Origin of the sequence: Sphingomonas faeni, assembly GCF_003053745.1 — a bacterium.
Classification (GTDB): domain Bacteria; phylum Pseudomonadota; class Alphaproteobacteria; order Sphingomonadales; family Sphingomonadaceae; genus Sphingomonas; species Sphingomonas faeni.
Map to the genome: position 1 here is coordinate 249,604 of NZ_QAYE01000006.1, position 26,221 is coordinate 275,824.

The 26,221-nt window shown below is 65.9% G+C and carries 28 protein-coding genes and 1 other RNA gene; 6 read left to right on the top strand and 23 right to left on the bottom strand.

Annotated elements, in window-relative coordinates; all coding sequences use genetic code 11:
- Nucleotides 1-192 precede the first annotated feature (192 nt).
- Both hrpB and C8J25_RS12700 read left to right on the top strand, forming a co-directional pair.
- Nucleotides 193-2,721: an ATP-dependent helicase HrpB gene (gene hrpB, locus C8J25_RS12695; protein WP_107954743.1), complete on the top strand. Its 2,529-nt coding sequence runs from the start codon at nt 193-195 to the stop codon at nt 2,719-2,721.
- Nucleotides 2,722-2,730: 9 nt separating this feature from the next.
- Complete coding sequence (locus C8J25_RS12700; protein WP_056051595.1) at nt 2,731-3,012, top strand: ETC complex I subunit; 282 nt, start codon at nt 2,731-2,733, stop codon at nt 3,010-3,012.
- 99 nt (nt 3,013-3,111) lie between these two features.
- Here C8J25_RS12700 and C8J25_RS12705 read toward each other — a convergent pair whose 3' ends face one another.
- The 4 genes from C8J25_RS12705 to C8J25_RS12720 are packed head-to-tail and all read right to left on the bottom strand — an operon-like array spanning nt 3,112 to nt 5,740.
- A complete protein-coding gene (locus tag C8J25_RS12705) occupies nt 3,112-3,615 on the bottom strand; it encodes an NUDIX hydrolase (RefSeq protein WP_107954744.1) in 504 nt (167 codons plus the stop codon).
- Nucleotides 3,612-4,277 carry a TPM domain-containing protein gene (locus C8J25_RS12710; RefSeq protein ID WP_107954819.1) on the bottom strand — a complete coding sequence of 222 codons (666 nt, stop codon included), beginning with the start codon at nt 4,275-4,277 and terminating at the stop codon, nt 3,612-3,614. Before C8J25_RS12710 ends, C8J25_RS12705 begins: the two co-directional genes overlap by 4 nt.
- A 1-nt stretch (nt 4,278) precedes the next feature.
- A complete protein-coding gene (locus C8J25_RS12715; protein WP_107954745.1) occupies nt 4,279-5,133 on the bottom strand; it encodes a TPM domain-containing protein in 855 nt (284 codons plus the stop codon).
- Between the two features lie 10 nt (nt 5,134-5,143).
- Nucleotides 5,144-5,740 carry a LemA family protein gene (locus C8J25_RS12720; RefSeq protein WP_056065884.1) on the bottom strand — a complete coding sequence of 199 codons (597 nt, stop codon included), beginning with the start codon at nt 5,738-5,740 and terminating at the stop codon, nt 5,144-5,146.
- 122 nt (nt 5,741-5,862) lie between these two features.
- On the opposite strand from C8J25_RS12720, the gene mscL reads away from it, so the two are divergent.
- Complete coding sequence (mscL, locus tag C8J25_RS12725; protein WP_107954746.1) at nt 5,863-6,333, top strand: large conductance mechanosensitive channel protein MscL; 471 nt, start codon at nt 5,863-5,865, stop codon at nt 6,331-6,333.
- A 145-nt stretch (nt 6,334-6,478) separates the two neighbouring features.
- On the opposite strand, the gene C8J25_RS12730 is transcribed toward mscL, so the two are convergent.
- Nucleotides 6,479-6,910: an RrF2 family transcriptional regulator gene (locus C8J25_RS12730; RefSeq protein WP_107954747.1), complete on the bottom strand. Its 432-nt coding sequence runs from the start codon at nt 6,908-6,910 to the stop codon at nt 6,479-6,481.
- A 121-nt stretch (nt 6,911-7,031) separates the two neighbouring features.
- On the opposite strand from C8J25_RS12730, the gene ssrA reads away from it, so the two are divergent.
- Nucleotides 7,032-7,387: a transfer-messenger RNA gene (gene ssrA, locus C8J25_RS12735) on the top strand.
- 72 nt (nt 7,388-7,459) lie between these two features.
- On the opposite strand, the gene C8J25_RS12740 is transcribed toward ssrA, so the two are convergent.
- The 12 genes from C8J25_RS12740 to rimP form a co-directional block, all read right to left on the bottom strand.
- Entirely contained in the window at nt 7,460-8,191 is a 732-nt protein-coding gene (locus C8J25_RS12740; protein ID WP_107954748.1) for a hypothetical protein, read from the bottom strand.
- Between the two features lie 137 nt (nt 8,192-8,328).
- On the bottom strand, nt 8,329-8,688 hold the full coding sequence (locus C8J25_RS12745; RefSeq protein ID WP_107954749.1) for a response regulator: 360 nt from the start codon (nt 8,686-8,688) through the stop codon (nt 8,329-8,331).
- 139 nt (nt 8,689-8,827) lie between these two features.
- Nucleotides 8,828-11,266, bottom strand: coding sequence for a polyribonucleotide nucleotidyltransferase (gene pnp, locus C8J25_RS12750; RefSeq protein ID WP_107954750.1), 2,439 nt, complete (start codon nt 11,264-11,266; stop codon nt 8,828-8,830).
- A 192-nt stretch (nt 11,267-11,458) separates the two neighbouring features.
- On the bottom strand, nt 11,459-11,728 hold the full coding sequence (gene rpsO / locus C8J25_RS12755; protein WP_055881152.1) for a 30S ribosomal protein S15: 270 nt from the start codon (nt 11,726-11,728) through the stop codon (nt 11,459-11,461).
- A gap of 18 nt (nt 11,729-11,746) precedes the next feature.
- Nucleotides 11,747-12,772 carry a tRNA pseudouridine(55) synthase TruB gene (gene truB / locus C8J25_RS12760; RefSeq protein ID WP_107954751.1) on the bottom strand — a complete coding sequence of 342 codons (1,026 nt, stop codon included), beginning with the start codon at nt 12,770-12,772 and terminating at the stop codon, nt 11,747-11,749.
- Between the two features lie 147 nt (nt 12,773-12,919).
- On the bottom strand, nt 12,920-13,495 hold the full coding sequence (locus C8J25_RS12765) for a thymidine kinase (RefSeq protein WP_107954752.1): 576 nt from the start codon (nt 13,493-13,495) through the stop codon (nt 12,920-12,922).
- A gap of 380 nt (nt 13,496-13,875) precedes the next feature.
- Nucleotides 13,876-14,265, bottom strand: a complete 390-nt coding sequence (gene rbfA, locus C8J25_RS12770; protein ID WP_107954753.1) for a 30S ribosome-binding factor RbfA — start codon at nt 14,263-14,265, stop codon at nt 13,876-13,878.
- A gap of 116 nt (nt 14,266-14,381) precedes the next feature.
- Complete coding sequence (infB, locus tag C8J25_RS12775) at nt 14,382-17,249, bottom strand: translation initiation factor IF-2 (RefSeq protein WP_107954754.1); 2,868 nt, start codon at nt 17,247-17,249, stop codon at nt 14,382-14,384.
- On the bottom strand, nt 17,246-17,983 hold the full coding sequence (locus C8J25_RS12780) for a DUF448 domain-containing protein (RefSeq protein ID WP_107954755.1): 738 nt from the start codon (nt 17,981-17,983) through the stop codon (nt 17,246-17,248). Before C8J25_RS12780 ends, infB begins: the two co-directional genes overlap by 4 nt.
- 196 nt (nt 17,984-18,179) lie before the next feature.
- Nucleotides 18,180-18,419: a tautomerase family protein gene (locus tag C8J25_RS12785; protein ID WP_055881134.1), complete on the bottom strand. Its 240-nt coding sequence runs from the start codon at nt 18,417-18,419 to the stop codon at nt 18,180-18,182.
- Nucleotides 18,419-20,194 carry a transcription termination factor NusA gene (nusA, locus tag C8J25_RS12790; RefSeq protein WP_167397716.1) on the bottom strand — a complete coding sequence of 592 codons (1,776 nt, stop codon included), beginning with the start codon at nt 20,192-20,194 and terminating at the stop codon, nt 18,419-18,421. The genes C8J25_RS12785 and nusA overlap by 1 nt, the downstream gene beginning before the upstream one ends.
- Complete coding sequence (gene rimP, locus C8J25_RS12795; protein WP_056065919.1) at nt 20,194-20,790, bottom strand: ribosome maturation protein RimP; 597 nt, start codon at nt 20,788-20,790, stop codon at nt 20,194-20,196. Before rimP ends, nusA begins: the two co-directional genes overlap by 1 nt.
- Nucleotides 20,791-20,968: 178 nt before the next feature.
- Here rimP and C8J25_RS12800 point away from each other — a divergent pair, with 178 nt between their 5' ends.
- On the top strand, nt 20,969-22,093 hold the full coding sequence (locus C8J25_RS12800) for a PQQ-dependent sugar dehydrogenase (protein ID WP_107954756.1): 1,125 nt from the start codon (nt 20,969-20,971) through the stop codon (nt 22,091-22,093).
- Between the two features lie 124 nt (nt 22,094-22,217).
- On the opposite strand, the gene C8J25_RS12810 is transcribed toward C8J25_RS12800, so the two are convergent.
- Together C8J25_RS12810 and C8J25_RS12815 are read right to left on the bottom strand one after the other, a co-directional pair.
- A complete protein-coding gene (locus C8J25_RS12810; protein ID WP_107954758.1) occupies nt 22,218-22,607 on the bottom strand; it encodes a PaaI family thioesterase in 390 nt (129 codons plus the stop codon).
- Nucleotides 22,604-23,059, bottom strand: a complete 456-nt coding sequence (locus tag C8J25_RS12815) for a PaaI family thioesterase (RefSeq protein ID WP_107954759.1) — start codon at nt 23,057-23,059, stop codon at nt 22,604-22,606. Before C8J25_RS12815 ends, C8J25_RS12810 begins: the two co-directional genes overlap by 4 nt.
- Before the next feature lie 93 nt (nt 23,060-23,152).
- Between C8J25_RS12815 and C8J25_RS12820 the strand changes: the two genes are divergently transcribed.
- Nucleotides 23,153-23,935 carry a crotonase/enoyl-CoA hydratase family protein gene (locus tag C8J25_RS12820; RefSeq protein WP_107954760.1) on the top strand — a complete coding sequence of 261 codons (783 nt, stop codon included), beginning with the start codon at nt 23,153-23,155 and terminating at the stop codon, nt 23,933-23,935.
- A 241-nt stretch (nt 23,936-24,176) separates the two neighbouring features.
- On the opposite strand, the gene C8J25_RS12825 is transcribed toward C8J25_RS12820, so the two are convergent.
- The 4 genes from C8J25_RS12825 to C8J25_RS12840 are packed head-to-tail and all read right to left on the bottom strand — an operon-like array spanning nt 24,177 to nt 26,166.
- A complete protein-coding gene (locus C8J25_RS12825; protein ID WP_107954761.1) occupies nt 24,177-24,545 on the bottom strand; it encodes a hypothetical protein in 369 nt (122 codons plus the stop codon).
- A complete protein-coding gene (locus tag C8J25_RS12830) occupies nt 24,545-24,976 on the bottom strand; it encodes a hypothetical protein (RefSeq protein WP_244187065.1) in 432 nt (143 codons plus the stop codon). The genes C8J25_RS12825 and C8J25_RS12830 overlap by 1 nt, the downstream gene beginning before the upstream one ends.
- A gap of 40 nt (nt 24,977-25,016) precedes the next feature.
- Nucleotides 25,017-25,742 carry a hydroxyacylglutathione hydrolase gene (gene gloB, locus C8J25_RS12835; protein WP_107954762.1) on the bottom strand — a complete coding sequence of 242 codons (726 nt, stop codon included), beginning with the start codon at nt 25,740-25,742 and terminating at the stop codon, nt 25,017-25,019.
- A 7-nt stretch (nt 25,743-25,749) separates the two neighbouring features.
- Nucleotides 25,750-26,166 carry a VOC family protein gene (locus C8J25_RS12840; protein WP_093398802.1) on the bottom strand — a complete coding sequence of 139 codons (417 nt, stop codon included), beginning with the start codon at nt 26,164-26,166 and terminating at the stop codon, nt 25,750-25,752.
- Nucleotides 26,167-26,221: the final 55 nt, after the last annotated feature.

The window sequence follows — 26,221 nt, forward strand, 5'->3', positions numbered from 1 at the left end:
CGAAGGTGACGGAGGGGGAGGACACGGACCCGAAGTCGTCGCTTACCGCCCCCTCCGTCAGGCAAGTGCCTGCCACCTCCCCCTGGCGGGGGGAATCGAAAGCGCGCAATCGTTGGTTTGAACTCGTACCCTCCCAAGGGACCGCCCAAGCAAAACCTGTCGCCAACCCCGCTACTGTGGCAGCAGGCGCGCATGACCCCGCCGCCGCTCCCGATCCTAGCCGTACTCCCCGACCTCCTCGTCACCCTCCGCGACCGCACCTCCGCGGTCCTCGTCGCGCCCCCGGGCGCCGGCAAAACTACCGCAGTAGCGCCAGCCCTCCTCACCGAACCCTGGTGCACGGACGAGATCCTCCTCCTCTCCCCCCGCCGCCTCGCCGCGCGCGCCGCCGCCGAACGCATGGCCTCCACCGCTGGCGAACCCGTCGGCCATACGTTCGGCTACGCCACCCGCATGGACAGCAAGCGCTCCGCCGCGACCCGCGTAACGGTCATCACCGAGGGCATCTTCGTCGCACGCATCCAGGCCGACCCCGAACTCGCCGGCGTGTCCGCAGTCCTGTTCGACGAAGTCCACGAACGCAGCCTCGACGGCGACTTCGGGCTCGCGCTCGCGCTCGACGTCCAGGCCGGCTTCCGCCCCGACCTCCGCATCGTCGCGATGTCCGCGACTCTGGACGGTGCAAGGTTTGCAGCGTTGATGGACGGCGCCCCCGTCATCGAAAGCGAAGGCCGCAGCTACCCACTCACGCTCCGCCACATCGGTCGCCAAGCCGAACTCCGCATCGAGGACTCGGTCGCCGCCGCGATCCGCCGCGCGCTCGGCGACGCGGAGGGCGGCGTGCTCGCGTTCCTACCCGGCGTGGCGGAAATCGAACGGACCGCCGATCGCCTCGCCAATCTGCCCGACGACATCGTCCTGCACGAACTCCACGGCAGCCTCGACCCTGCGGCCCAGCGCGCCGCGATCCTCCCCGAACCCGATGGCCGGCGGAAGGTCGTGCTCGCCACCAGCATCGCCGAGACCAGCCTGACGCTCGACGGCATCCGCATCGTCGTCGACTCCGGCCTCGCGAGACGCCCCCGCTACGACCGCGCCGCCGGTATGACGCGTCTGGTCACCGAGCGCGCGAGCCAGGCGGCGGCCACGCAACGCGCTGGCCGCGCCGCGCGGCTGGGGCCGGGCATCGCGTATCGACTGTGGGAAGAAGCCGCGACCGCCGGCCTCCCGCGCTACGATCCGCCCGAAATCTTGGAGGCGGACCTGTCCGCGCTGGTGCTGGCTTGCGCACTCTGGGGCGTCGGCGATCCGCGAGACCTCCGTTGGATCGACCCGCCTCCCGCAGCGGCGATCGACGAGGCGATGGCGCGGCTGACGACGCTGGAGGCGATCGAGGACGGTCGTCCCACCTCGCACGGCCGCGCGATCGCGAAGCTGCCGATGCCGCCGAGACTGGCGCACATGCTCCTGCGCGCGGGGGGGCGCGGCTTGGCAAACACAGCGGCGCAGATCGCGGTCCTGCTAGGCGAACGCGGCATCGGCGGACAGGACGTCGACCTCGAAACCCGCCTCCGCAGATGGAAAACCGAACGCGGCCCCAAAGCACAAGCGGCAAGAGCAATGGCGGACAGATGGGCGAAACTTGCCCCCCCTCCCGCAAGCGGGAAGGGGCCGGGGGGTGGGCTCGCGCCATCCTCGTCGCGCGACGTCGAGACCGGGCGCCCACCCCCCAACCCCCTCCCGCTTGCGGGAGGGGGGGCAGAGGTTTGCGTCGCGCTTGGCTTTCCCGATCGCGTCGCACGCCGCCGCGATGCGTCCGGCGAAACCTGGGCCTCGGTCGGCGGCCGCGGGTTCAAGCTCGACCCGACCTCGCCACTCGCCCGCTCGGAATGGCTCGCCGTCGCCGACACGCAAGGCTCGGCCGCCGGCGCGCGCATCCTCTCCGCCGTGGCGATCGACCAGGCTGCCGTCGAAACGCTCTTCGCCGATCGCATCGACTCGCGTCGCACCGTCACGTTCGACCCCACGACCGGCGGCATCCAGGCGCTCCGCGAACGCCGCCTCGGCGCGATCCGCCTGTCGAGCGGCCCCGATAGCGGCGCGGACCCCGACGCGATCCTCGCCGCGCTCATCGACGGCGTCCGCGAGCACGGCCTCGCGCTGCTACCGTGGAGCGACGGTGCGCAAGCGCTGCGCGACCGCGCCGCCTATGCGGGCGTACCGCTCGACGACGAAACCCTGCTCGACCGGGTCGACGAATGGCTGGCTCCCCTCCTGACCGGCAAGCGCCGACTCGACGCGATCGTCCCCGGCGCGCTCGCCGAAGCCTTGCGCAACCTACTCGGCTGGGACGCGATGCAGACGATCAACCGCCTCGCGCCACCCGATTTCACCAGCCCCGCCGGCAGCACGCACGCGATCGATTACGCAGCCGAAGGCGGCCCGCGCGTCGAGCTCCGCGTTCAAGCCCTGTTCGGCCTCGCGGTGCATCCGGTGATCGGCGAGGCCCGCGTACCGCTGGTGCTGAGCCTCACATCGCCCGCCGGCCGTCCGATCCAGACAACGCGCGACCTGCCCGGTTTCTGGGCCGGCAGCTGGACCGCGGTGGCGAAGGAAATGCGCGGGCGCTATCCCAAGCATCCCTGGCCCGACGACCCCGCTGCGGCGTCCGCGACGCTGCGCACGAAAAAGGCGGATGCAAGGGCCGCCGGTTCGCGATAAGGGGGGCTCATGCCAACCGCCCGTATTTTCCAGCGCCCCAAGAACGCCATGCAGTCCGGCAAGCACCGGACCGACGCCTGGCAGCTCGAATTCGAACCGTCGGAGCCCAAGCGCCCCGACCCGCTCACCGGCTGGGCCGGCAGCGGCGACACCCGCGACCAGCTCCGCCTGCTGTTCCCGACCGCCGAAGCGGCGATCGCCCACTGCGAGCGTGAGGGGTTTGGTTACACCGTGGTGCCGGCGCCGCAGAAGACGCTGAAGCTGCAGAGCTACGCCGACAATTTCAAGTAAGCGGGGAGAGCGGCGCTAGGCCCTCCCGTACGTCCTTGTTCTCCTGCGAAGGCGGGAGCCCAGTCTGGGTCCCCGCCTTCGCGGGGAAACAGGTATTGGTTAGAGGATCGACCCAGCCAGGATCAGCAGCATCTTGGTATCGATCGCCACCCCCGCCTTCCGCTTCTCGGCCACGAACGCCGGCACATCCGCTAGTGCCACCCGGTGCACGGTGATGTTCTCGTCGCCATCCCCGCCGCCATCGCTTACCTTGGTCAGCCCGGTGGCGCGGACCAGCGTGAAGCATTCCGACGTCATCCCCGGCGACGAATAGAACACGCCAAGGTCCTCGATCGCGTCCGCGCGGTAGCCGGTCTCTTCCTCTAGCTCGCGGCCGGCCGCCACCGCGACGCTTTCGCCCGCGGTTTCGTCACCGACCAGCCCGGCCGGTAGCTCCAGGCACGCCCGGCCCAGCGGCACGCGGAACTGCTCCACCAGGATCACGTCGCCCTCGTCGATCGCGACGATCACCGCCGCCGCGATCTCGCCCTGGCGCGCGGCGAACTCCCACGTGCCCTCGGTCTGCACGGTCAGGAATTTCCCGGCCCATACGGTCTTGCTCATAGTTCGATCAGCCTGTCTGGAAGTTCGTTCACCGGTGCACCGGTCCGCGGGAAATGCTCGGCCAGCACCGCGCCGATCTGCGCGACCGCATCCGCCATCCCGTCGCCCGGACGATCGTCGCGGACGCCGGCCAGCACCGCCGCCATCGCCGCGCCCCAGGTCTCGTTCGGCACGCGCGAGTGGATCGCGTCGTCGGCGATGATCTCCGCGCGGTGCTCGGCGAGCGACAGGTACAGCAGCACGCCGGTCGAGCCTTTGGTGCGCTTCTCGGCGCCCGCACGGAACAGGAGCAGAGCCCGCCGCCGCACGCGCCGCGCCTTGGTCGCACCCGGCGTCAGCGCAAGCCGCGCCGGTGTCGACGCCAGCACGAGCCGCACCGCCAGGAACACCAAAGTCACCAGCACCAGTGCCACCACGTACAGCGCACCCTGCGGTGCCGCCTGCCAGGGATCGAAAAGCGCGTAGATATGGTCCGCCGCGACCGGATGATATGCGAGCAACGCCAGCGTCAGCAGCATCGCAAGCACGCCCCAGTGCATCGACACGTCGTGATAGGCATCGGACTGCCGCGCGACGATCGTGACGATCTCGCCGGTCGTCGTGGTCTCCGCCTGGGTGACCGCCGCGGTGACGCGGTCGTGGTCGGTGTCATTCAACCGCATGTCACCATCCCCCCGATGCGCCGCCGCCGCCGCCGGATCCACCGCCGCCGCCGCCAAAACCACCACCGCCCCAGCCGCCACCGCCGCTATCGCCACCACCGCCCCAGCTTCCGCCGCCGCCACTACCGCCGCCACGAGTCATCGCGTCGGCGATGCTCCACAACACGATTGGCAAGGCACCGCTGCCACCGCCTCGCCCTCCATCGGTGTCGCGTTGTCCGCCCGCGCGCCGCGAGATCATCGGAATGACGATCGCCGCCAGCACGATCCCGAAGAAGATCAGCCCGATCGGCACGCCGCCGCCGCCCGAATTGGAGCGACGATGTGTCTTGTCATACTCCGCCGCTGCCGCCGTAACCTTCGCGCGCGCCTCCGCATCAGGCAGCGCGAGCTGGTCCGCCACCGCGTTGGTCCCCGCGACGATCCCGCTGGGGATGTCGCCCGCCTTGAAGCGCGGCAGGATCTGCTGGTTGATGACGACGCTGGAGAACGCGTCGGTCAGCACCGGTTCGAGGCCATAACCGACCTCGATCCGCACCTTCCGGTCGTTCGGCGCGACCAGCAGGATCGCGCCGTTGTTCGCATCCTTCAGCCCGACGCCCCAGCTCCGGATCAGCCGATTGCCGTAATCCTCGATCGGATACCCTTCGAGATCGGGCACCGTCGCGACCACCAGCTGGTTGCCGGTCGTCTTCTGCAGGTCGTCGAGCCGCTTGGTCAGCGCCGCTTCCTGCTCGGGCGGGATGACGTTCGCCGCATCGACGACGAAGCCGGTGAACTTGGGAAGAGTCTGTGCGGTTGCGGTACCGCTTCCCAGCAGCACCGCAAACGCCAGCGTCAGGAGATGGCGGAGCATAATGCTCGGATCAGCTCGCGTTGCCGAAGTTCACCGTCGGCGCGGTCTCCGCACCCGGCGTGGTCGCCGCGAACGGCACCATCGGCTTGGCGCCGTAGAAGATCTTCGCGCCGACCGCGTCGGGGAAGGTGCGGATTTTGGTATTATACGCCTGGACCGCGCCGTTGTAATCGCGCCGCGCGATCGTGATGCGGTTCTCGGTGCCCTCGAGCTGGCTCATCAGCGTGGTGTAGTTGCCCTGGCTCTTCAGCTCGGGATACGCCTCCTGAAGGCGTTGCAGCGACACGCCGACGGCACCCTGGACGCGCTGATACTGCTCCATCTTCGCCGGATCGGAGAGATCGGCGGCCGAGACCTGGACCGAGTTCGCGGCGGAGCGCGCCTGCGTCACCTGGACGAGGATGTCCTTTTCCTGCGCGCCTGCCGCCTTCACGGTCGCGACGAGGTTGGGGATCAGGTCGGCGCGGCGTTGATAATTGTTCTGGACGTCGGCCCAGCGTGCCTTCGCGGTCTCTTCCGCGGTCGGAATGCTGTTGATCCCGCACCCGGCCAGCGCCGATGCGAGGAGGATCGCGGCGGTACCGCGGGCGATTGGGGCACGTGACATCGGGGCTCTCCTGAATACCTGTGTCACCCTCATAGGACAGTCCGCAGGGTTGGCGAAACCGAAATCGATGGTTAGCGTCGGTGGAGCAACAGAGGGGGCGTAGATGCTCAAGGAATTCGCCGGTGTTTAAAGAGTTCAAGGCGTTCATCATGCGCGGCAACGTGCTCGATCTCGCCATCGCGGTGATCATCGGCGCGGCGTTCGGCAAGATCGTCACGTCGCTCACCGACGACGTGTTGATGCCGGTGATCGGCAAGATCTTCGGCGGGCTCGATTTCTCGAGCTATTTCTGGCGGATGGGGCCGGTGCCGGCAAACTACGCGGGCTCGCTGAGCGATTACGCGGCGTTGAAGAAGGCGGGCGTGCCGCTGCTCGGCTATGGCGCGTTCGCGACGCAGCTGGTCAATTTCGTGATCGTCGCGGGTATCATCTTCATGATCCTGCGCGTGGTGAACCGGACGGCGGCGTTGATCGAGCGCGAGACGGCAAGGTTGAAGCGTGAGGAAGAGGCGGTTGTCGTCGCACCTGCGCCGGAGCCGGTCGAGATCGCGCTGCTACGTGAGATCCGCGACGAGTTGAAGGCGCGGGGGTGACATGCTTGTCCCTCGCCCCTGCGGGGAGAGGGAGGGAGGAGCCGTAGGCGACGGAAGGGTGAGGGGCGTGAGGCTCGGGACGGGATCCCAACTCCCCCTCATCAGACGCTGCCGCGCCACCTTCTTCCCGAGGGGAGAAGGAAAACTAAGCCGCTACCAGTTCCTCGGCATTCGCATCCGCCAGGCTGGTGCCATCCAGGATCCGGGCGGTCTCGTCGCGCACGCGCATCATCGCAAAGCGGATCGCGCAGTCGGCTTCGCTCTTGCAATCGAGGCATGGCCGGTATGCGGTCCGGCTCACGCACGGCACCAGCGCCAGCGGACCCTCTATGATCCGGATGATCTCGCCGAGCGAAATCAGATGGCTCGGCCGCGACAGGCGGTAGCCGCCCATCTTGCCGCGATGGCTGTGGAGCAAGCCCGACTCGCGCAGGTCGGCGAGGATCAGCTCGAGGAATTTGCGCGGCACGTTCGCCTCGGCGGCGATCCGCGTCATCGGAATGGGAGGGCCACCGGCGGGAGCACCGCCAAGGAAGATCATCGCGCGGAGCGCGTAGCGGGAGCGCTGCGTCAACATAATGCAGGTTGCTATGCACGCGCTTTGTGGCGAGCGAAAGGCGGTTTGGCACGCTGTGTGCTAACCCATCGGAGATTTATCCGGGGGAGGGCAGCCATCGCGCCAGTCTTTTCATTTGGCCGGGCTTTTCAGATCGATGCGGCCCCCCTATATCGGTCATGACGTCGGGGGAATCTTCTCTTGGCGGCTATGGCGATAAACCGTGGCGTGTCATAGACACAGCGGACCCGGGGGCAGTACCCGGCGACTCCACCACCGCCCTCTTTGCAAGAGGGGGGCGATGACGGGGTCGAACTAGGATCGACGTGTGTTCAACGACGCTATGTTTCGCTCGGAATGGGACCACCGCAACGGCCCATACACAAGTGCCAACGATAACGAAGCACTCGCAATTGCCGCATAACTGACGGTCTAACGACCTAAGTTATACGGACGAAAGCGCGGTACGGGCCACACCGGGCAACAGAAGTGGACACCGGCGGTACGGGGGGCACCGAGCAACAGAAGCTCCCCACTATCCCGATATATGGTCTCATCATGCGGCCCCGATCACGCGGCAAGGCGCTCGACCAGCCGCAGCACCGGTGGACTGAAGCCAAGCGGGCCGACCAGCACGTTGGTCACGACCAGCACGCCCCCACCCCAATAATAGGCCGGATGTATCTTCCCCCGCAGGCGCAGGTCGAAGATCATCCCCACGATGACGTACACCGCCATCGACGCGAATACCGCGAGCGGCGCGAACTGGCCCAGCAGCGGCATCGGTAGGATCCGCCCGAGCGCGGGCGACATGACCAGGATCGTGCCACACAACATAAGTCGCTTGTGCCAAGCAGCCTGCTTGCGCAGCGCGATTGCCCAGGCGGTCAGGATGCCGAAGCCAATCACCCCCAGCACATCCAGCACGAGAAAAATGCCCGGTGGAAAGAACGGCGGTACGCGGTGTTGCTGGACAGCCGCAACGGTAGTTACGATGCCCAGCACGACCATCGACGTTGCGATAACGGCGCCGAGCACGCCCAGTTGGCGGTGCCTAGTAATCGATCCCCGGACGACCAGCCAGTTCTGCACGACGTAGAGGATGATCCACGCCAGGAAGGCGGCGGCATGCAAATGAACTTGCAAGGGCAGTTCGAGAAACGTCCAGTGCATCCGCGCGGCATTCAACGTGAAGCCAAAGATCACCGTGACGGCGATCGCTATCGCCATGCCGAGGAAGAAGCGGCGCTCGCTCGCAATGATATTCCGCTGCGCCGGCCGTGCACTATTCAACGATGTCATTAGGTCGCCCCCGCGAGTCTATGCTCAAGTGGCGGACGATGATCCTAATACTGCCAAGCGGCAACTGTAATGATGGTTCAGACTCAACGAGGCTATACGATGAGAAAATCCAAGTTAATACTCCGGCACAATGGCAATTAGAGCTGTAAGAGCTTGCTAAGTTGTGCGCCGGTATAAGGCTTTTGTACGAACCGCGCGGCCTTCGGCAGCGCGGCGGTCGTGCCGTTGTCGGCCCCCGACGTGACCAGGATCGCAATATCGGGGCGTTGCGCGTGAACCGCATTGGCAAGGTCGATGCCGTTTAAGGCACCGGGCATGCGGACATCAGTGAACAGCGCGGCAATGTCGGGTCGCTCTTCCAGCTTCGCCAAGGCGTCGGCCGCGTTACTGGCTTCGAGGACTTCGTAGCCGGCATCCTCCAGCACCAGATTGGAATGGACCCGGACCAGGGCATCGTCATCGACGACGAGAATAACGGACTTGGAAATAGCGGTCATATCGGTTCGAACATCCGGCATGCCGCTCCGTTCCGATATAAGTCATATTATCAAGGGATAACGAGGCGAGGCGAGCCACAAATGAGAAAGGAGCCCGGTTTCCCGAGCCCCTCCCTTCTTTGCCGTCAGCAGCAAAGGCTTAGTCGCGATCGCCGGTCAGGAACGCCGGAGCGAACTCGGGAGCCTTGTCGCCGTCGGTGCGTGCAGCACGCTCGCCGCCGCCATTGCCGCCGTTTCCACCGCCGTCACGACGCGGACCACGGCCACCGCCGTTGCCGCCTGCGTCACGGCCACCGTCGCCGTCACGACGCGGGCCACGCGAGCCGCGGTCGCCCCCATCACGACCGCCGCCGCCTTCGCCGCGCGGACCACGACCACCGCCGCCGTTGCCTGCATCACGACCACCATCGCCGTCACGACGCGGACCGCGCGGACCACGATCGCCACCCTCACGGGGCTCACGTGCAGGACGCGTGTCCTCCAGCTCTTCGCCGGTCGTCTGGTCGACGACGCGCATCGACAGGCGCACCTTGCCGCGCGGGTCGATCTCGAGAACCTTGACCTTGACCTCCTGGCCTTCGGTCAGAGCGTCGGACACCTTCTCGACGCGCTCGTTCTTGATCTCGGACACGTGGACGAGACCGTCCTTGCCACCCATGAAGTTCACGAACGCCCCGAAATCGACCAGGTTGACGACCTTGCCGTCATAGACCTTGCCGACTTCGGCTTCCTCGACGAGGCCCTTGATCCACTTGATCGCGGCTTCGATCTGCGCGGGGTCGGACGACGACACCTTGATCACGCCCTCGTCGTCGATGTCGACCTTGGCGCCGGTCTGCGCGACGATCTCGCGGATCACCTTGCCGCCGGTGCCGATGACTTCACGGATCTTCGACTTGTCGATCTGGAAGCTCTCGATGCGCGGTGCGTGGGCCGACAGTTCCTCACGGGTGTGGTCGAGTGCCTTGGCCATTTCGCCCAGGATGTGTGCGCGGCCTTCCTTGGCCTGCGCCAGCGCCTTGCCCATGATCTCCTCGGTGATGCCGGCGATCTTGATGTCCATCTGCATCGTCGTGATGCCCTCGGACGTGCCAGCCACCTTGAAGTCCATGTCGCCGAGGTGATCCTCGTCGCCGAGGATGTCGCTGAGAACCGCAAAGTTCTTGCCCTCGAGGATCAGGCCCATCGCGATGCCCGACACCGGACGCTTCAGCGGAACGCCCGCATCCATCATCGACAGCGAACCGCCGCAGACCGTCGCCATCGACGACGAGCCGTTGCTCTCGGTGATGTCCGACAGGACGCGGATCGTGTACGGGAACTCTTCCTTGGTCGGCAGCACCGGGTGCAGCGCGCGCCATGCGAGCTTGCCATGACCGACTTCGCGACGACCCGGCGCACCGAAGCGACCGACTTCACCAACCGAATACGGAGGGAAGTTGTAGTGCAGCATGAAGTTTTCATACGAAAGCCCGTTGAGGCCGTCGATCATCTGCTCCGCATCGCGCGTGCCGAGCGTGGTGGTGCAGATCGACTGCGTCTCGCCACGCGTGAACAGAGCCGAGCCATGCGTCCGCGGCAGGAAGTGGACCATCGCCTCGATCGGACGGATCTGCGTGGTGGTGCGGCCGTCGATGCGGGTGCCGTCCTTGAGGATGGCGCCGCGGACGATCTCCGCCTCCAGCTTCTTCATCAGCTTGCCGGCTGCCATCTGATCCTGCGGCGAGGCATCGGCGAATGCCGTCTTGCCCTTCGCACGAGCGGCATTCAGCAGGTCCGAACGCTTGGACTTGTCGGTCACCTTGTAGGCGGCCGCGATGTCCTTGCCGATCAGCTTCTTCAGCTTGTCCTTGGCGGTCGAGAGGTCGGCCTGCTCGGCCATTTCCCAAGGATCCTTGGCAGCCATCTCAGCCAGATCGATGATCAGGTTCGCGGCTTCGCGGCAGGCCTTGTGAGCGAACTGCACGGCGCCGAGCATGATCTCTTCCGAAAGCTCCTTGGCTTCCGATTCGACCATCATCACGGCCTGGCCGGTGGCGGCGACGACGAGGTCGAGATCGCCAGCCTTGGCTTCCTCGAGCGTCGGGTTGAGGATGTACGCGCCATCGACGTAGCCGACGCGTGCTGCGCCGATCGGGCCCATGAACGGCACGCCCGAGATCGTCAGTGCCGCCGACGCCGCGACCATCGCGAGGACGTCCGGCTCGTTCTCGCCGTCATACGACAGAACCTGGCAGATCACGTTGATCTCGTTGTAGAAACCCTCTGGGAAGAGGGGACGGATCGGGCGATCGATGAGACGGCTGGTCAGCGTCTCCTTTTCGGTCGCGCCGCGCTCACGCTTGAAGAAGCCGCCGGGGATGCGGCCGCTCGCGGAGAACTTCTCCTGGTAATGGACGGTGAGCGGGAAGAAATCCTGCCCTTCCTTGACGGTCCGTGCAGCCGTCACGGCGCACAGAACGACGGTCTCGCCGAGGGTGGCGAGAACTGCGCCATTGGCCTGGCGCGCAACGCGGCCGGTCTCGAGCGTCAGCGTCTTGCCGCCCCACTGGGCGCTTACGGTCTTGGTATCGAACATTCTTTTTCCTTCACTCCAAACGCCAGATGCGTTTGGGGCCTATGTGCGGGCTTAGCCGGCCTGCGGCGGTGTGGAGCGAGTTGTCGTTCCTTGCCAGTGCACCGAATTGTGTCCTGGCGTTTGCCTCCGCGCGAAATGCGCGGAACCAAAACCCTATATACGAAAACGGCCCCCCGAGGGGAGCCGTTCGTGTTACTTGCGGAGACCGAGCTTCGCGATCAGATCCAGATAGCGCTGGCCGTCCTTGTGACGGAGATAATCCAGCAGCGTCCGGCGCTTGTTGACCATCATGAGAAGACCACGACGCGAGTGGTTGTCCTTCTTATGGCCCTTGAAATGCTCGGTCAGGTTCTTGATGCGCTCGGTCAGGATCGCGACCTGGACTTCCGGCGAACCGGTGTCACCCTCAGCGCGCGAATGCTCCTTGACGAGCTCGGTCTTGCGTTCAGCGGTAATCGTCATGAATTCATGTCCTCGACATCACAGATTGAAACCGCGAACGACCCGGACGTCTCCGTCCTCGACCTCCACCAGCGCGACCGGGACAGCGTCCAGTTCGGCGAAGTATTGGCCATCGTCTGCGGCGATCCCGGCCAAGATACGCCCCTGTCGGAGCGCCCCTGCCTGGTCGGGGGTGAGGGAGAGAGCCGGGATGTCGTCCAGCGCCACCCTCAAGGGCAGAAGTACATCTTCAAGCGCGTTGCCTCTAGCGAGTTCGTCCAGTTTGTCCAGCGATATCGCGGACGTGAGGTCGAACGGACCGGCCTTGGTGCGGCGGAGCATGGTAACGTGGCCGACGGTGCCGAGGGCCAGGGCGATGTCGCGCGCGAGGGAACGGATGTAGGTGCCCTTCGAGACATGCGCTGTAAGCGTGACCTCCTCCAGCGGGGAGTGGAGGAGGGGCTCATCCTGCAATTCCTCCCCGACACGGGGAGGGGGACCGCCGTCCACTTGGACGGGGGTGGAGGGGGGCTCGCCACCAACGGTACGCTCGCGGAAGCCCCCCTCCACCAGCTGCGCTGGTCCCCCTCCCCGTACCGGGGAGGATAACGAATGGATCGTCACATCCCGGCTCGCCAGCACCACCTCATGCCCAGCCCGAGCCAGATCATAAGCCCGCTCCCCATCAACCTTCAGCGCTGAATAGGCGGGCGGCACCTGCGAGATCGGCCCGGTAAACTGCGCGAGCACAGCCTCCACCGCAGCGAGAGTCGGCCGAACGTCGGACGTAGCGACGCTCACGCCCTCCGCATCTAGCGTATCCGTCTGAACCCCGAACATCACCGTAAAATCATAGATCTTGTCGCTATCGAGCATCCGCCCGGCAAGCTTGGTCGCCTCCCCAACGGCGATCGGCAGAACCCCGGTAGCGAGCGGATCGAGCGTCCCGCCATGCCCCACCTTGAACTTCCCATACCCGCCGCTGCGCAAGGCACGCTTCACCGCCGACACCCCCTGCGTCGAGCCAAGCCCCAGCGGCTTGTCGAGAATGATCCAGCCATGCATGCGCGTAAGTCCTAGAATTCAGTTGAGGGGGGAGCGGCCACCCATCTACTCCGTCATCCTGACGAAAGTCAGAATCCAGAGCCATGTCCGCTGCGGTTCGTAACTCTGGATCCTGACTTTCGTCAGGATGACGGGGAGGGGTGAAGCCTACCCCAAAGCCTCACAAAAATGCCGCCGACACAGCGCGACATAGCGGTCGTTCCCGCCAATCTCGGTCTGCTGCCCCTCGGCAATCGCCCGCCCGTTCCCGTCGACCCGCAGGTTCATCGTAGCTTTCCGCCCGCACATGCAAACCGACTTGATCTCGACCAGCGAGTCCGCCAGCGCCAGCAACCGCGCCGACCCCGGAAACAGCGCCCCCTGGAAATCGGTCCGCAATCCGTAAGCCAGCACCGGTATCCCGACCACGTCGCAGACATACGCCAACTGATCGACCTGTGCAGACGTCAAAAACTGCGCCTCGTCCACCAGCACGCACGAAATCGCGTCCTCGCCATGCTGCCGAACCACGCAAGCCCCGATATCCGTCCCCGCATCGAACGCGATCGCCGGCGCCTCCAGCCCGATCCGCGACGTGATCGTCCCCGCCGCGAACCGATCGTCGATCGCCGCGGTAAACAGCATCGTCCGCATCCCTCGCTCACGGTAGTTGAAGTCCGCCTGCAACAGGTTCGTCGACTTCCCCGCATTCATCGACGCGTAGTAGAAATACAGCTTGGCCATGGGGGCAAAGAGCGGGAACGAGGGGGGATGTCCAGAGGCGTCGCGCGCTACGGGGCGGAATTGCGCAAGCAGCAAGTTGCTCCCGTACGACCGCCGCCCATCGCTCGGCCCGAGGGACCGCCGCACCATCCGTTCGTCCTGAGTAGCTGCTGAGCTTATCGAAGCGGCGTATCGAAGGACAGGTTGGGGTGCGGAACGCATGCTTCGATACGAGCCCTCGATACGCTTCTTCGAAGCTACTCGGTCTCTACTCAGCACGAACGGAAGAGGGGCGGGCAACAAGCGAGGTGCGGAGTGCTGGATGGGGCGGGGTGGCATTTTCACTAGGCCCGCCGTGAGTCCTGATCCGCTGCAAGCCGAGTGCTAGCAGCCCGGCAAAATCAATCTTCAGCCAGATCCCGCGCAACATGCGGATCCCGCAACAACTGGTCGATGTGCGTGCCCTCGTCGAAGCTCTCGTCCGCGAGGAACTTCAGCTTGGCGGCATACCGCATCTGCACCCGGTTCGCGACTTCGCGCTGGAGGTAGGCGGTGTTCGTGCGCAACGCTTTCAGCACCTTTTCCTCGTCCTTGCCGAGCAGCGGCTTCACGAAGACGGTGGCGTGGCGGAGATCCGGCGACATGCGGACCTCGGTGATCGTCACGAGGTGCTTTTCGAGCACCGGATCGTGGACGTCGCCGCGCGCGAGGATGTCGGACAGCGCATGACGCGCTTGTTCGCCGACGCGCAACGAGCGGACGGCTTTTGCTTCTGGGGTATCAGTCTTCATTCTTCTAACTCCCTCGCCCCTCCGGGGAGAGGGTGGGGGTGAGGGGCTGCCACGAACGCTGTCGCGCGGACCGCCCCTCACCCAACCCTCTCCCCGCAGGGAGAGGGCTCTAGGCCTCAAAGCGTGCGTTCGCGCATCTCGACTTCGAACGTCTCGAGGACGTCGCCGGCCTTGATGTCGACGAAGTTCGACGTGAACGTCACGCCGCACTCGAGCCCCGCACGGACCTCGGCGACATCATCCTTGAAGCGACGCAGCGATGCGATCTCGCCCTGGTAGATGATGACGTCGTTGCGCGTGATACGCGCCTTGAGCGCCTTGCGGATGTTGCCCTCGGTAACGAGCAGACCCGCCGCCTTGCCGTGCTTGCCCGCCGAGAAGACCTCGCGGATATCGGCACGACCGACGACCGTCTCGAACGCTTCCGGCCCAAGCTCGCCTGCCATCCCCGCCCGGATCTCGTCGATCAGGTCGTAGATCACGTCGTAATATTTGAACGCGACCTTCTGGCGCTCGGCGATCTCGCGTGCCTTGGCGTTCGGGCGAACGTTGAAGCCGATGATCGGTGCCCCCGAAGCGGCCGCCAACGTGACGTCCGACTCGGTGATGCCACCGACGCCCGAGCTCAGCACGCGTGCCTTGATCAGGTCGGTGGAGATCTTGTTGATCGCCCCGACGATCGCCTCGACCGTGCCCTGCGTATCCGCCTTCACGACCAGCGGATATTCGATCGCCTGCTTTTCCTTCAGCGCCGAGAACATGCTCTCGAGGCTGGCAGGAACCGATGCGGTCCGCTTGTCGGTCTTCACGCTGCGGCGATATTCCGCGACTTCGCGGGCGCGTGCCTCGTTCTCGACGACCTGGAACGGATCGCCCGCCTGCGGAACACCCGACAGACCGAGGACCTCGACCGGCATCGCCGGACCCGCTTCCTTGATCTGCTTGCCCTTGTCGTCGACCAGCGCACGGACCTTGCCGCTCTCGCCACCGACCACGAAGATGTCGCCAACCCGCAGCGTACCGCGGTTCACGAGGATCGTCGCGACCGGACCACGGCCCTTGTCGAGCTTGGCCTCGATCACCGTACCCTCGGCGGCGCGATCCGGATTGGCGCGCAGTTCGAGCAGTTCGGCCTGGAGCTGGATCTTCTCGATCAACGCATCGAGACCGATCTTCTTGGTCGCGGAAACTTCGACGTCCTGGACGTCGCCGCCCATGTCCTCGACCACGATCTCCTCGCTCAGCAGGCGCTCGCGCACCTTCTGGGCATTGGCGCCTTCCTTGTCGATCTTGTTGATCGCGACGATCATCGGCACGCCCGCCGCCTTGGTGTGGGCGATCGCTTCCACCGTCTGCGGCATCAGGCCGTCATCCGCCGCCACCACCAGGATGACGATGTCGGTGACGTCCGCGCCGCGTGCACGCATCTGCGTGAACGCCTCATGGCCCGGCGTGTCGAGGAAGGTGATCTTCGACTTGTCCTTCAGCGTGACCTGGTAGGCGCCGATATGCTGGGTGATGCCACCCGCTTCGCCGCGCACCACGTCGGTGCCGCGCAGGGCATCGAGCAGCGACGTCTTGCCATGATCGACGTGACCCATGATCGTGACGACCGGGGCACGCGGCTTCAGCGTCTCCTCGGCATCGTCGATCGTGTCGTTGGCCAGATCCTGGTCGACATCGCTGACGCGCGTCAGGTTGTGGCCGAACTCGGTGACGAGCAACTCGGCGGTATCCTGGTCGATCGTCTGCGTCATCGTGACGGGCATGCCCATCTTGAACAGTGCCTTGACGAGGTCGGCACCCTTCTCGGCCATGCGGTTGGCGAGTTCCTGCACGGTGATCGCCTCTGGGACGACGACGTCGCGGATCTGCTTGGCCTGCGCCTCGCGCGGACCACCGCTACCACGACGCTCCTTCTCACGCGCACGCTTCAGCGCGGCGAGCGAACGAGCCCGTGCACCATCACCATCGCCGAGCGCGCGGTTGACGGTGAGCTTGCCCGAAGTGCGACGATCGTCGCCCTTGCGGTCACGCTGCTGCGGACGCGCAGGCACTGCGTCGCGACGGACGCCACCAGCCGGAGCGTTGACGCCAGTCGCACCGGGGCGAGCCGCGGTCGTGCCGGCATTCGCAGCCGTGGTCGGCGCTGCGGCAGCGGGTGCTGCGACAGGCTTTGGCGGCGGCGGAGGACGCTCGGGACGCGCCACCGGCGAGAACCGGCGTGGTGCCGGGAACGCCGGATCGCGGGTCAGTTCGAGAATGGGCGGCGGTGCCGGCGGAGCGACGGGAGCCGGCGCAGGCTTGGGGGCCGGCGCAGGCTTGGGGGCCGGCGCAGGAGCAGCCACTACCGGAGCGGGCTTCGGTGCAGGCGCAGGAGCCGCGGCAACCGGTGCCGGGGCAGGCGCCGCAGCAACGGGGACTTCGACCGGCGCAGGCGCTGGCGTCGGAGCCGCGACCGGAGCGGGAGCCGCTTCGACCACGGGTGCCGGTGCCGGCGCAGGGGCCTCGACGGGCTTCGGCGCCTTGGCTTCAGCCTCGGCACGCGCACGATCGGCGACGCGATTACGCTCGTCCTCGATCGCCTTGGCCCGTTCGGCTTCCTGGCGACGACGCCCTTCTTCCAGCGTGTTCATGCGCTGCTCTTCGGCCTCGCGGAGCAGCTTGGCCTGGCGCTCCTGCGGCGACAGATTGCTCTGCTGCTGACGCACGGGGGCGGGCGCAGGCTGCGGTGCACGCGCCTGCGGTGCCGGAGCTGCGGGGGCAGCCGCCGGGGCGGGCGCAGCAACCGGTGCGGCATCCGCGACCTGCACGTCGGGCTCGCCCGGACGGCGCAGGACGCGCGCGCGCTTGGTTTCCACGATCACCGTATTCGATCGGCCGTGGCTGAAGCTCTGCTTCACCTGGCCGGTCTCGACCGTGCGCTTCACACCCAAAGGTGCGCGCATGCCAAGTTTCGGCTTCTCGTTGTCCGTGTCGCTCACTCAAATTCCTCAGTCATGTCCACGGCCGGGCGTGTTCCGGTCGATCCGGACGCCTGTTGTATCGGTGGCGCCCCATTTTGTGGTGACGCCGATGCGCCCTGCGAGGCCGTTTCGCAAGACACGGAAGAAGGTTCGGGGCCGATAAAATGCAGCCAACGGTCGAGCGCTTCGCTCACCCGCTTTGCTGCAGCGCGGTCGGTCAGGCCAATGTGTACCACATTTTCCCGCCCCAGCGCCAACGCCAATATGGTGCGCGATACCGGGAGTGCCAACCCCCGCAAACCCGAGCCCTCGACATCGTTGCCGATGCGCCACGCCTGATCGAGCTTGCGGTTGCCGTCCTCGGCCGCGTCGGACGCGTGATACAGCGCCTTCAGCTTGCCCTGCCGCGCGTTCTGCTCGATCCGGTCGGAGCCGATCAGCACCGTGCCGGAGCGCGATTCGAGCCCGAGCCGGTCGAGCGCGTTACGCTCCAGCGCGGATTCGATCTTGGCCGGAAGCTCAGGATCGATGGTGAACTCGCCGGTCTTGAACGCGCGGGAGAGAGCGCCCTTGAGCTTGCCCTTCTTGATCGCGGCTTCGAGCTCGACTCGAGTCACGCCAATCCACGCGCCGCGGCCGGGAGCCTTGGCCCGCACGTCGGGAAGGATCTGGCCATCGGGCGACAACGCGAGTCGCACGAGGTGCGGCCTGACGTCGCGCTCGCCCGAAAGGATACACTTGCGAACGGGCATGTCTTCATCCCCCTCCAGCAAGCGGGAGTGGCTAGGGGTGGGCTCGCGCTCACCTCCATTGCTGCCCTTAGCCTTAGCCTTGGACGCGTGAGATTTGGCCGAAGCGTCGCCCTTGGCCGAAGCCGGGCGCCCACCCCTCGGTCCCCTCCCGCTTGCGGGAGGGGAGGAAGGCAGGGTTTCGGTAGCGCCTAGCGCCTCATCGGGAGGGTTCCGCATGTGCGTCCTCCTGCGCTGGAGTCGTCTTCGGAGCGTCGCGGTCGACCAGGAGCTGGCCGCCCGCGCCGTAATTCTCGGTCGAGACCTCTTCGATCACGATCTGCACCGCAGCCGGGTTCTTTCCCAGCCGCTGCACGAGCGACTGGGTGACGTCGGCGACGATGCCGGACTTCTGGTCCTTGGTGGCGGACCCCGAGATGCGGATGCTGACGAAGGGCATCAGGCCTTGTCGCCCTCGTTCTTCGTGTCGGTCTTGTCCGCAGCGTCCTCGACCACAACGTCATCAGCCGAAGCGTCCTCAACCACGGCTTCGTCGGCCGTCGTCTCTTCAGTCGCAGCGTCCTCGACCACGGCGTCGTCAGCCGAAGCCTCTTCCACCGGGGTTTCGTCCGCTTCGACGTCGTCGGCCGAAGCCTCCGGAGCCTCGTCCTCGAACCAGTGCGCGCGAGCGGCCATGATGATCTCGTTGCCCTGTTCGTCGCTCAGGCCATATTCCGCGAGAATCCCGCCCTTGGGCTCGGGCCGCTTCGGCGCATCTTCATTGCGACGGCGTGGCTCGACGCGCTTCTTCTCGACCAGCTCGTCGGTCGCGAGATCTGCGAGGTCGTCGAGCGTCTTGATGCCCGCCTTGCCGAGCGTGACCAGCATCGCCTCGTTGAGATACGGCATGCCGGCCAACGCGTCCTCGACTCCAAGCGCGGTACGCTCCTCGCGGCTCGCAGCGTCGCGACGCTCGAGCGCCTCGGTCGCACGGTTCTGCAGCTCGCCCGCCAGATCCTCGTCGAAGCCCTCGATGCCGGCGATCTCCTCGACCTCGACATACGCGACCTCCTCCAGGTTCGTGAACCCTTCGGCGACCAGCAGCTGCGCGAGCGTCTCGTCGACGTCGAGCTCCTTCTCGAACATCGCCGAGCGCTCGACGAAGTCCTTCTGGCGCTTCTCCGACGCATCCGCCTCGGTGAGGATGTCGATCGCCTTGCCGGTCAGCTGCGACGCGAGCCGCACGTTCTGGCCACGACGGCCGATCGCCAGCGAAAGCTGGTCATCGGGAACGACCACCTCGATACGCTCTTCCTCCTCGTCGATTACGACGCGCGACACCGACGCCGGCTGCAACGCGTTGACGACGAAAGTCGCGATGTCGGGCGACCAGGGGATGATGTCGATCTTCTCGCCCTGCATTTCCTGCACGACGGCCTGGACGCGCGAGCCCTTCATTCCGACGCACGCACCGACCGGATCGATGCTCGAATCATGCGAGATGACGCCGATCTTCGCGCGCGAACCCGGATCGCGGGCCGCGGCCTTGATCTCGATGATGCCGTCGTAGATCTCGGGCACTTCCTGCGCGAACAGCTTCTTCATGAAGTCTGGATGCGCTCGGCTGAGGAAAATCTGCGGCCCACGGTTCTCGCGGCGGACGTTCAGGATCAGCGAGCGAATGCGGTCGTTGACGCGCACCACTTCGCGCGGGATCTGCGCGTCGCGACGGATGACGCCCTCGGCGCGACCCAGGTCGACGACGACATGGCCGAACTCGACGCGCTTGACGACGCCGGTGATGATCTCGCCCGCGCGGTCCTTATACTCTTCGAACTGTCGCTCGCGCTCGGCGTCGCGGACCTTCTGGAAGATGACCTGCTTGGCGGCCTGTGCGGCGATGCGGCCGAACTCGATCGGAGGCAGCGGATCGACGATGAAGTCGCCGAGTGCTGCGTCCTTCTGGAGCTTCTGCGCGCCCTTGACGTCGACCTGCTTGAAATAATCGTCGACCGCCTCGACCACTTCGACGACGCGCCACAAGCGCAGATCGCCGGTGTTCGGATCGAGCTTCGCGCGGATGTCGTTCTCGGCGCCGTAGCGCGAGCGGGCGGCGCGCTGGATCGCGTCCTCCATCGCCTCGATCACGATCGCCTTGTCGATCATCTTCTCCGACGCGACCGAATTCGCGATCGCGATCAGTTCCGCGCGGTTTGCGGTGACTGCCGTGGCCATCAATGCTGTCCTTCTTCGGTGTCGGCCTCGTGAGCATCGGGCTCATCGGTGGGCGTATCTTGATAGAAAACCTCGTCCGCGCCTTCGGTGGAAAGCGGCGCGGTCGCGGCGATGAGACGGTCGGTCATGACGAGCTTGGCGTCGGCGACTTGCGAAAAGTCGATCGTCATGAGCTTGTGCTTGTTGACGTCGACGGTGATCTTCGTCCCCTCGACGCCCATCAGATTGCCCGAAATCTGCTTGCGGTCCTCGAACGGCTCGACGAGGCGAATGCGCGCCTCCTGGCCTTCCCAGTCTGCGAAGTCCTGGAGCCGGGTCAGCGGACGATCGATACCGGGGCTCGATACTTCGAGACGATACGCGTCCTCGCCGACCGGGTCCTTGCCCTCGGCTTCGAGCGCATCGAACTTGTCGGAGATGCGGCGCGACAGCTCGGCGCAATCCTCGATCACCAGCTGGCGGGTGTCGGGGCGCTCGGCCATCACCTGCAACGTCGGATCGGACTTGCCGCCCTGCATGCGCACGCGCACGAGGCTGAGGCCGAGCGCGGTCGCCTCGGGTTCGATCAGGTCGGTCAGCAGGGCGATATTCGCCATCGAAATTCCAAACAGGGCCAAAGCACAGGTGATTGCCGCCGCGGAGCAAGCCCCGCAGCCTCTTCATCTGGCGATGTAGAGAAGTGGTGCCTCTATACGCGGGGTGGCGCTGCTCTGCAAGCGGGAGCAACCTTCGTTTAGTACGCTGCGTTAGCGCAGGGATTTCCGGGAGAAGATCATGATTCGCAAAACGCTGTTCGCCACTGGGTTGCTGACAACCACGCTGCTCGCCTCGACCGCTTGTTCCGCGCAACCGGCCGCGGCGGGGAAGCCATTCAAGGAGACGGTGGTCGCCGATTTCGATTCGCCCTGGGCGATGACGTTCCTGCCCGACAAGCGCATGCTGGTGACCGAAAAGAAGGGCCAGATGCTGCTCGTCTCCGCCGACGGCAAGTCGCGCCAGACCGTCGCGACGCTCACCGTCGATTCGGCCGGGCAGGGCGGCTTGATGGACGTCGTCCTCGCGCCCGACTTCGCGACCAGCCAGCGCGTCTATTTCAGCTATTCGACCGCGGGCGAGGGCGGCAAGGGCGTCGTCCTCGCACGCGGTCGCCTACGTCCGGATGGTGGCGGCGGCCAGAGTCTTGGCGAGATCGAAGCGTTGTTCAGCGCGCGGCCATTCGTCGAGGGCAATGGCCATTATTCCGGCCGCATAGCGTTCTCGCCCGACGGCAAATACCTGTTCTTCACCAATGGCGAGCGCCAAAAATTCACGCCTGCGCAGGACCCGAAGATGACGCTCGGCAAGGTCCTCCGCCTCACGCTCGACGGCAAGCCCGCCCCCGGCAACCCGCTCGTCGCAAAGGGTTTCGCGCCCGAGATCTGGAGCTACGGCCACCGCAACCTGCTTGGGCTCGCGTTCGACGCGCAGGGCAATCTCTGGGAGCAGGAGATGGGCCCCAAGGGCGGCGACGAGGTCAATCTCATCAAGCCCGGCCTCAACTATGGCTGGCCCAACGCCTCGAACGGCAGCAACTACGACGGCACCGACATTCCCGATCACAAGCCTGGTGACGGTTACGAGCCGCCTAAGGTGTTCTGGAACCCGGTAATCTCCCCCGGCGGCCTGATGATCTATTCGGGCAGCATGTTCCCGCAGTGGAAGGGCGACGCGTTCATCGGCGGTCTGTCCTCGAAGTCCCTCGTCCGTGTCCACCTTACCGGTACCAACGCGGCCAAGGGCGACCAATGGGACATGGGAGCAAGGATTCGCGAAGTCGAACAAGGCCCCGACGGCGCGATCTGGGTGCTGGAAGACGGCGGCGACTCACAAGGTCGCCTGATCAAACTGACCGCGAAGTAACCTAAATTCCCCTCCCGCTTGCGGGAGGGGTTAGGGGAGGGCACGACGTACGTACTGGCGTCCGGTCCATCAGGCGCGCCCCTCCCCCGACCCCTCCCGCAAGCGGAAGGGGGGCAGAAATGCGCTAGTCCCGCACGATCAGGTAATTCATCCGTGCCGCGGCAATCGGTTTGTCGCGCTCGTCCTGCCACGCGGTCGCCTCGACATTAGCCACCCGGTTCCCCAACCGCGTCACTACGCCCGCCGCCCGCGTAGGCTTGTCCCGGCCACCCCGCATGAAATCGACGGTAACGTTCACCGGCTTGATCCGCCCGCCACCCTCGGCTTCCAACGCATGCTGCAAAGCCGCGATAGCCGCCATCTCCAGCAACCCCGAGATCGCACCGCCATGCAGGAACCCCGGCCGCCCCAGCACGTCATCGGCAAACGGCATCAGCAACACCGGTGGCGCGCCGTCCTCGGCTTCGACCGACACGCGGAGAATCTCCGCATAGGGAGGCAAACCGATCGTCATGCCTCGATCCGTCGGTTGAGACCCATGCCGGCGACGTCGCCCACCACCATGAACGTCCCCGCGACATGCGCCAGCGGATCGCCCGGGTCGCCGTCATGCGCCTGCCCGCGCACGAACGCGATCGAGCGCGTGATCCGGTAGCATTCGCCACGGCCGATCACCGTCTTTCCCGGAGTCGCCGGCCGCAGGTAATCGACCCGCAGGTCGAGCGTCGCGTGCGGCACGAACGCCTTGCGCTTGATCCAGATCGCGAGGCTCGTCGCCATGTCCATCATCGTGATGATCGGCCCCGACGCGATCACGCCGCTCGCGCGGTCGCCGATCAGCCGTTCGTCATACGGCAGCGAAAGCTCCGCCCAGTCGTCGCCATGCGCGTGATAGCGCATCCCCAGCGCGGCACCGTGCCCGCCGAACCCGCGCGTCGCAAACCATTGTGGATCAAAACCAGCCATTGCCCGCCTCTACACGCCGGGTGGCCGCGCGCAACATTGCGGGGGAGGGCAGGGCCGGTTAGCGTCGCTGCAAAGATCGAGAGGATCGCCACTATGAACGACCGGGTTACCATCACCGTCACCGACGGCATCGCCGACGTCCGCCTCGCGCGCGCCGACAAGATGAACGCGATCGACCCGGCGATGTTCGAAGGCATCGCCGCCGCGATCGACCGGCTCAAGGGGATGGCCGAAGTCCGCTGCGTCGTCCTGTCCGGCGAAGGCAAGGCGTTCTGCGCCGGCCTCGACATGGCATCGATGGCGAACGGTGGCTCCGGGTTGGCGCTCGGCGACCGGACCGAGGAGGGCGCGAACCTCGTCCAGCAGGTCGCGTGGGGTTGGCGCACCTTGCCAATGCCCGTGATCGCCGCAGTCCACGGCGTCGCGTTCGGCGGCGGCTTCCAGATCATGTCCGGCGCCGACATCCGCATCGCGCACCCGCAAGCCCGCTTCGCGATCCGCGAAACCTACTGGGGCCTGGTCCCCGACATGGCCGGCATCGCCCTCTGGCGCACGCTCGCCCGCGACGACGTGCTGCGCGAACTGACTTACACCGCCCGCGAGTTCGATGGCGCGGAGGCGTTGCGCCACGGCTTCGTCACGCGGCTGTCAGAAGACCCACTCGGCGAGGCGATGATGCTCGCCCGCGAGATCGCGGGAAGGAATCCCCACGCGATCCGCGGCTCGAAGGCGCTCTACAACCTTGCTGCGGATGCCGATGCGGTGGCGGTACTCCACGCCGAAACCGAAGAGCAGCTGAAGGTCATCCGCACCCCCAACCAGGTCGAGCAGGTCCGCGCGAACATGGAAAAGCGCGCCGCCGTGTTCGAAGACTGAGCCCGCCCTTCCGTCATCCTGACGAAAGTCAGGATCCAGAGCCACGCACGTTGCCCTGAGTAACCCTGGATCCTGACTTTCGTCAGGATGACGGAGGGGAATGGCGCTACCTTTGAGCACCACCCCGGCGAAGGCCGGGGCCCAATTGGAAAGGTCGTAGTAACGGAGCGCTGCGGTTGTCACCACCGTCCCTCAATTGGGCCCCGGCCTCCGCCGGGGTGGGTTAGCAGACAGCCTCTCCCTACTTCGTCACCTTGTCATACGGCGTGAAATCCCGAAACCGGCAATACCCCGACGGAATCGACATACCGACCGACACCGTCCGAAACCGATCGTTCCGGCACAATTGCCCGCCATAAACATCGACGATCAACGTATCGAGCGGTCGCAACGAAGCGCACTCACCGACCGGCCCGGTCTTCCAGATCCGCTTGCCCGACTGCCGATACAGGATCGTCTGCGAATCGACGATCTCAGGCCCGTTGAGCTGTTGAAAGTCGATGCACCGCACCGGCGCTCCCGCAATCCGCCCGGCCAGCGGGTCGGACTTGCCCGCCCCGAGCATCCCCACGGTAAACAGCGCCACCGCCGCTAGAACCGTCCCGCGCATCAAGGCTTCCGATACGGGACGAAGTCGCCGAAGCTGCAACTCCCGGTCGGGAAGCGCGAGGCCTGGTCGAACGTCTGCGCAATGTCGCCGCGGCACAGCTGCCCGCTTGGCGTCCGCGTTACGAGGATATCGCCGCGCGCGATCCCCTCACATCCGCCGACGGTATCGCTGCGGTACACGAGCCCGCTATTCACCCGGTACAGGATCGTCGCGCCGTAGCCCGAGCTCTGTTTCTGCGGAAACTGGCTGATGCACGTCTCAGGCTTGCCCGGAACCAGCCCGGCGAGTTCCTTCGCCAGCTTCTCCTGCACGCCCGCCTCGCGGACCTGCGCGCGCTCGACCTCCGCCTGGGTCTGCGTACACGCGCCCAATGTCATCGCGGGCAACAAGAGCGCCGGCAGCATCAAGAGTGGCAGGGTCCGCATACGCATCGCAACGCTCCTCAAAATCCCCGCCACCCTCATGCGCTCTTTATCCGCGAAACGCATCCTTCGCCGCACGATAGCCCGCAAGCTGCTCGACCGACGTCGCCCTCAGAAACGGGTTGGTCGCCCGCTCGCGCCCGATCGTCGTCGGCACAGTAGGCTCACCCTTGGCGCGCAACGCATCGACCTCGACCATCCGCGCGACGATGTCCGCATTGTCGGGCTCGGCAACCAGCGCATAGCGCCCGTTGCTCTGCGTATATTCATGCCCGCAGAACACCTCGGTCTCGTCCGACAGCTGCGCATAGCGCTGCATGTTCGCGAACATGTCCGCCGGCGTCCCCTCGAACAGCCGCCCACACCCCATCGCGAACAGCGTATCCCCGGTGAAGATCGCCGCGTCGTCGGCAAAGTGGAACGCGATATGCCCCTGGGTATGCCCCGGCACCGTCATCACGGTCGCCTCGTGCGCGCCAAGCCGGACGACATCGCCTTCGCCGACCTGCTCGTCGAGCGTCGGGATCTTGTCCGCTTCCGCCGCCGGACCGACGACGGTGGCGCCATACGCCTTCATCTCGGCGTTGCCGCCAGTGTGATCGGGATGCCAGTGCGTCGTCCACACCCGGTCGATCCGCCAGTCGCGCTTCTTGGCAGCGGCGATCACCGGGCCCGCCTCGCCCGGATCGACCACCACCGTCTCGCCCGAGACGGTGTCGTGGATCAACCAGGCGTAATTGTCGGCCAGCACCGGCACGCGGACGATATCGAGCATCAGCGTGTCACCACTTGCCGGTATTGGGCATCGACGCCCAAGGCTCGGCGGGATCGAGCGCGCCATCGGCCTGCAACAGCTCGATCGAGATGTTGTCGGGGGTCCGCACGAACGCCATGTGCCCGTCGCGCGGCGGCCGGTTGATCGTCACGCCCGAATCCATCAGCCGCTGGCACGTGTCGTAGATGTTGTCGACGCGGTAGGCGAGGTGACCGAAGTTGCGACCCTCGCCATATTCCTCGGGATCCCAATTATGCGTCAACTCGACCTCGGCGCCCTCGTCGCCGGGAACCGACAGGAAGATCAGCGTGAATCGCCCCTTCTCGTTCTCCATCCGGCGGACCTCCTTCAGGCCCAGCGTCTCGAAGAACGCGATCGTCTTCGCCGGGTCGGTCACGCGGATCATCGTGTGGAGGTATTTCATGCTTGCTCCGAGGGTTGTTCGAACCAGCAGATAGGGATGGCGGCGGAGTCGTGAA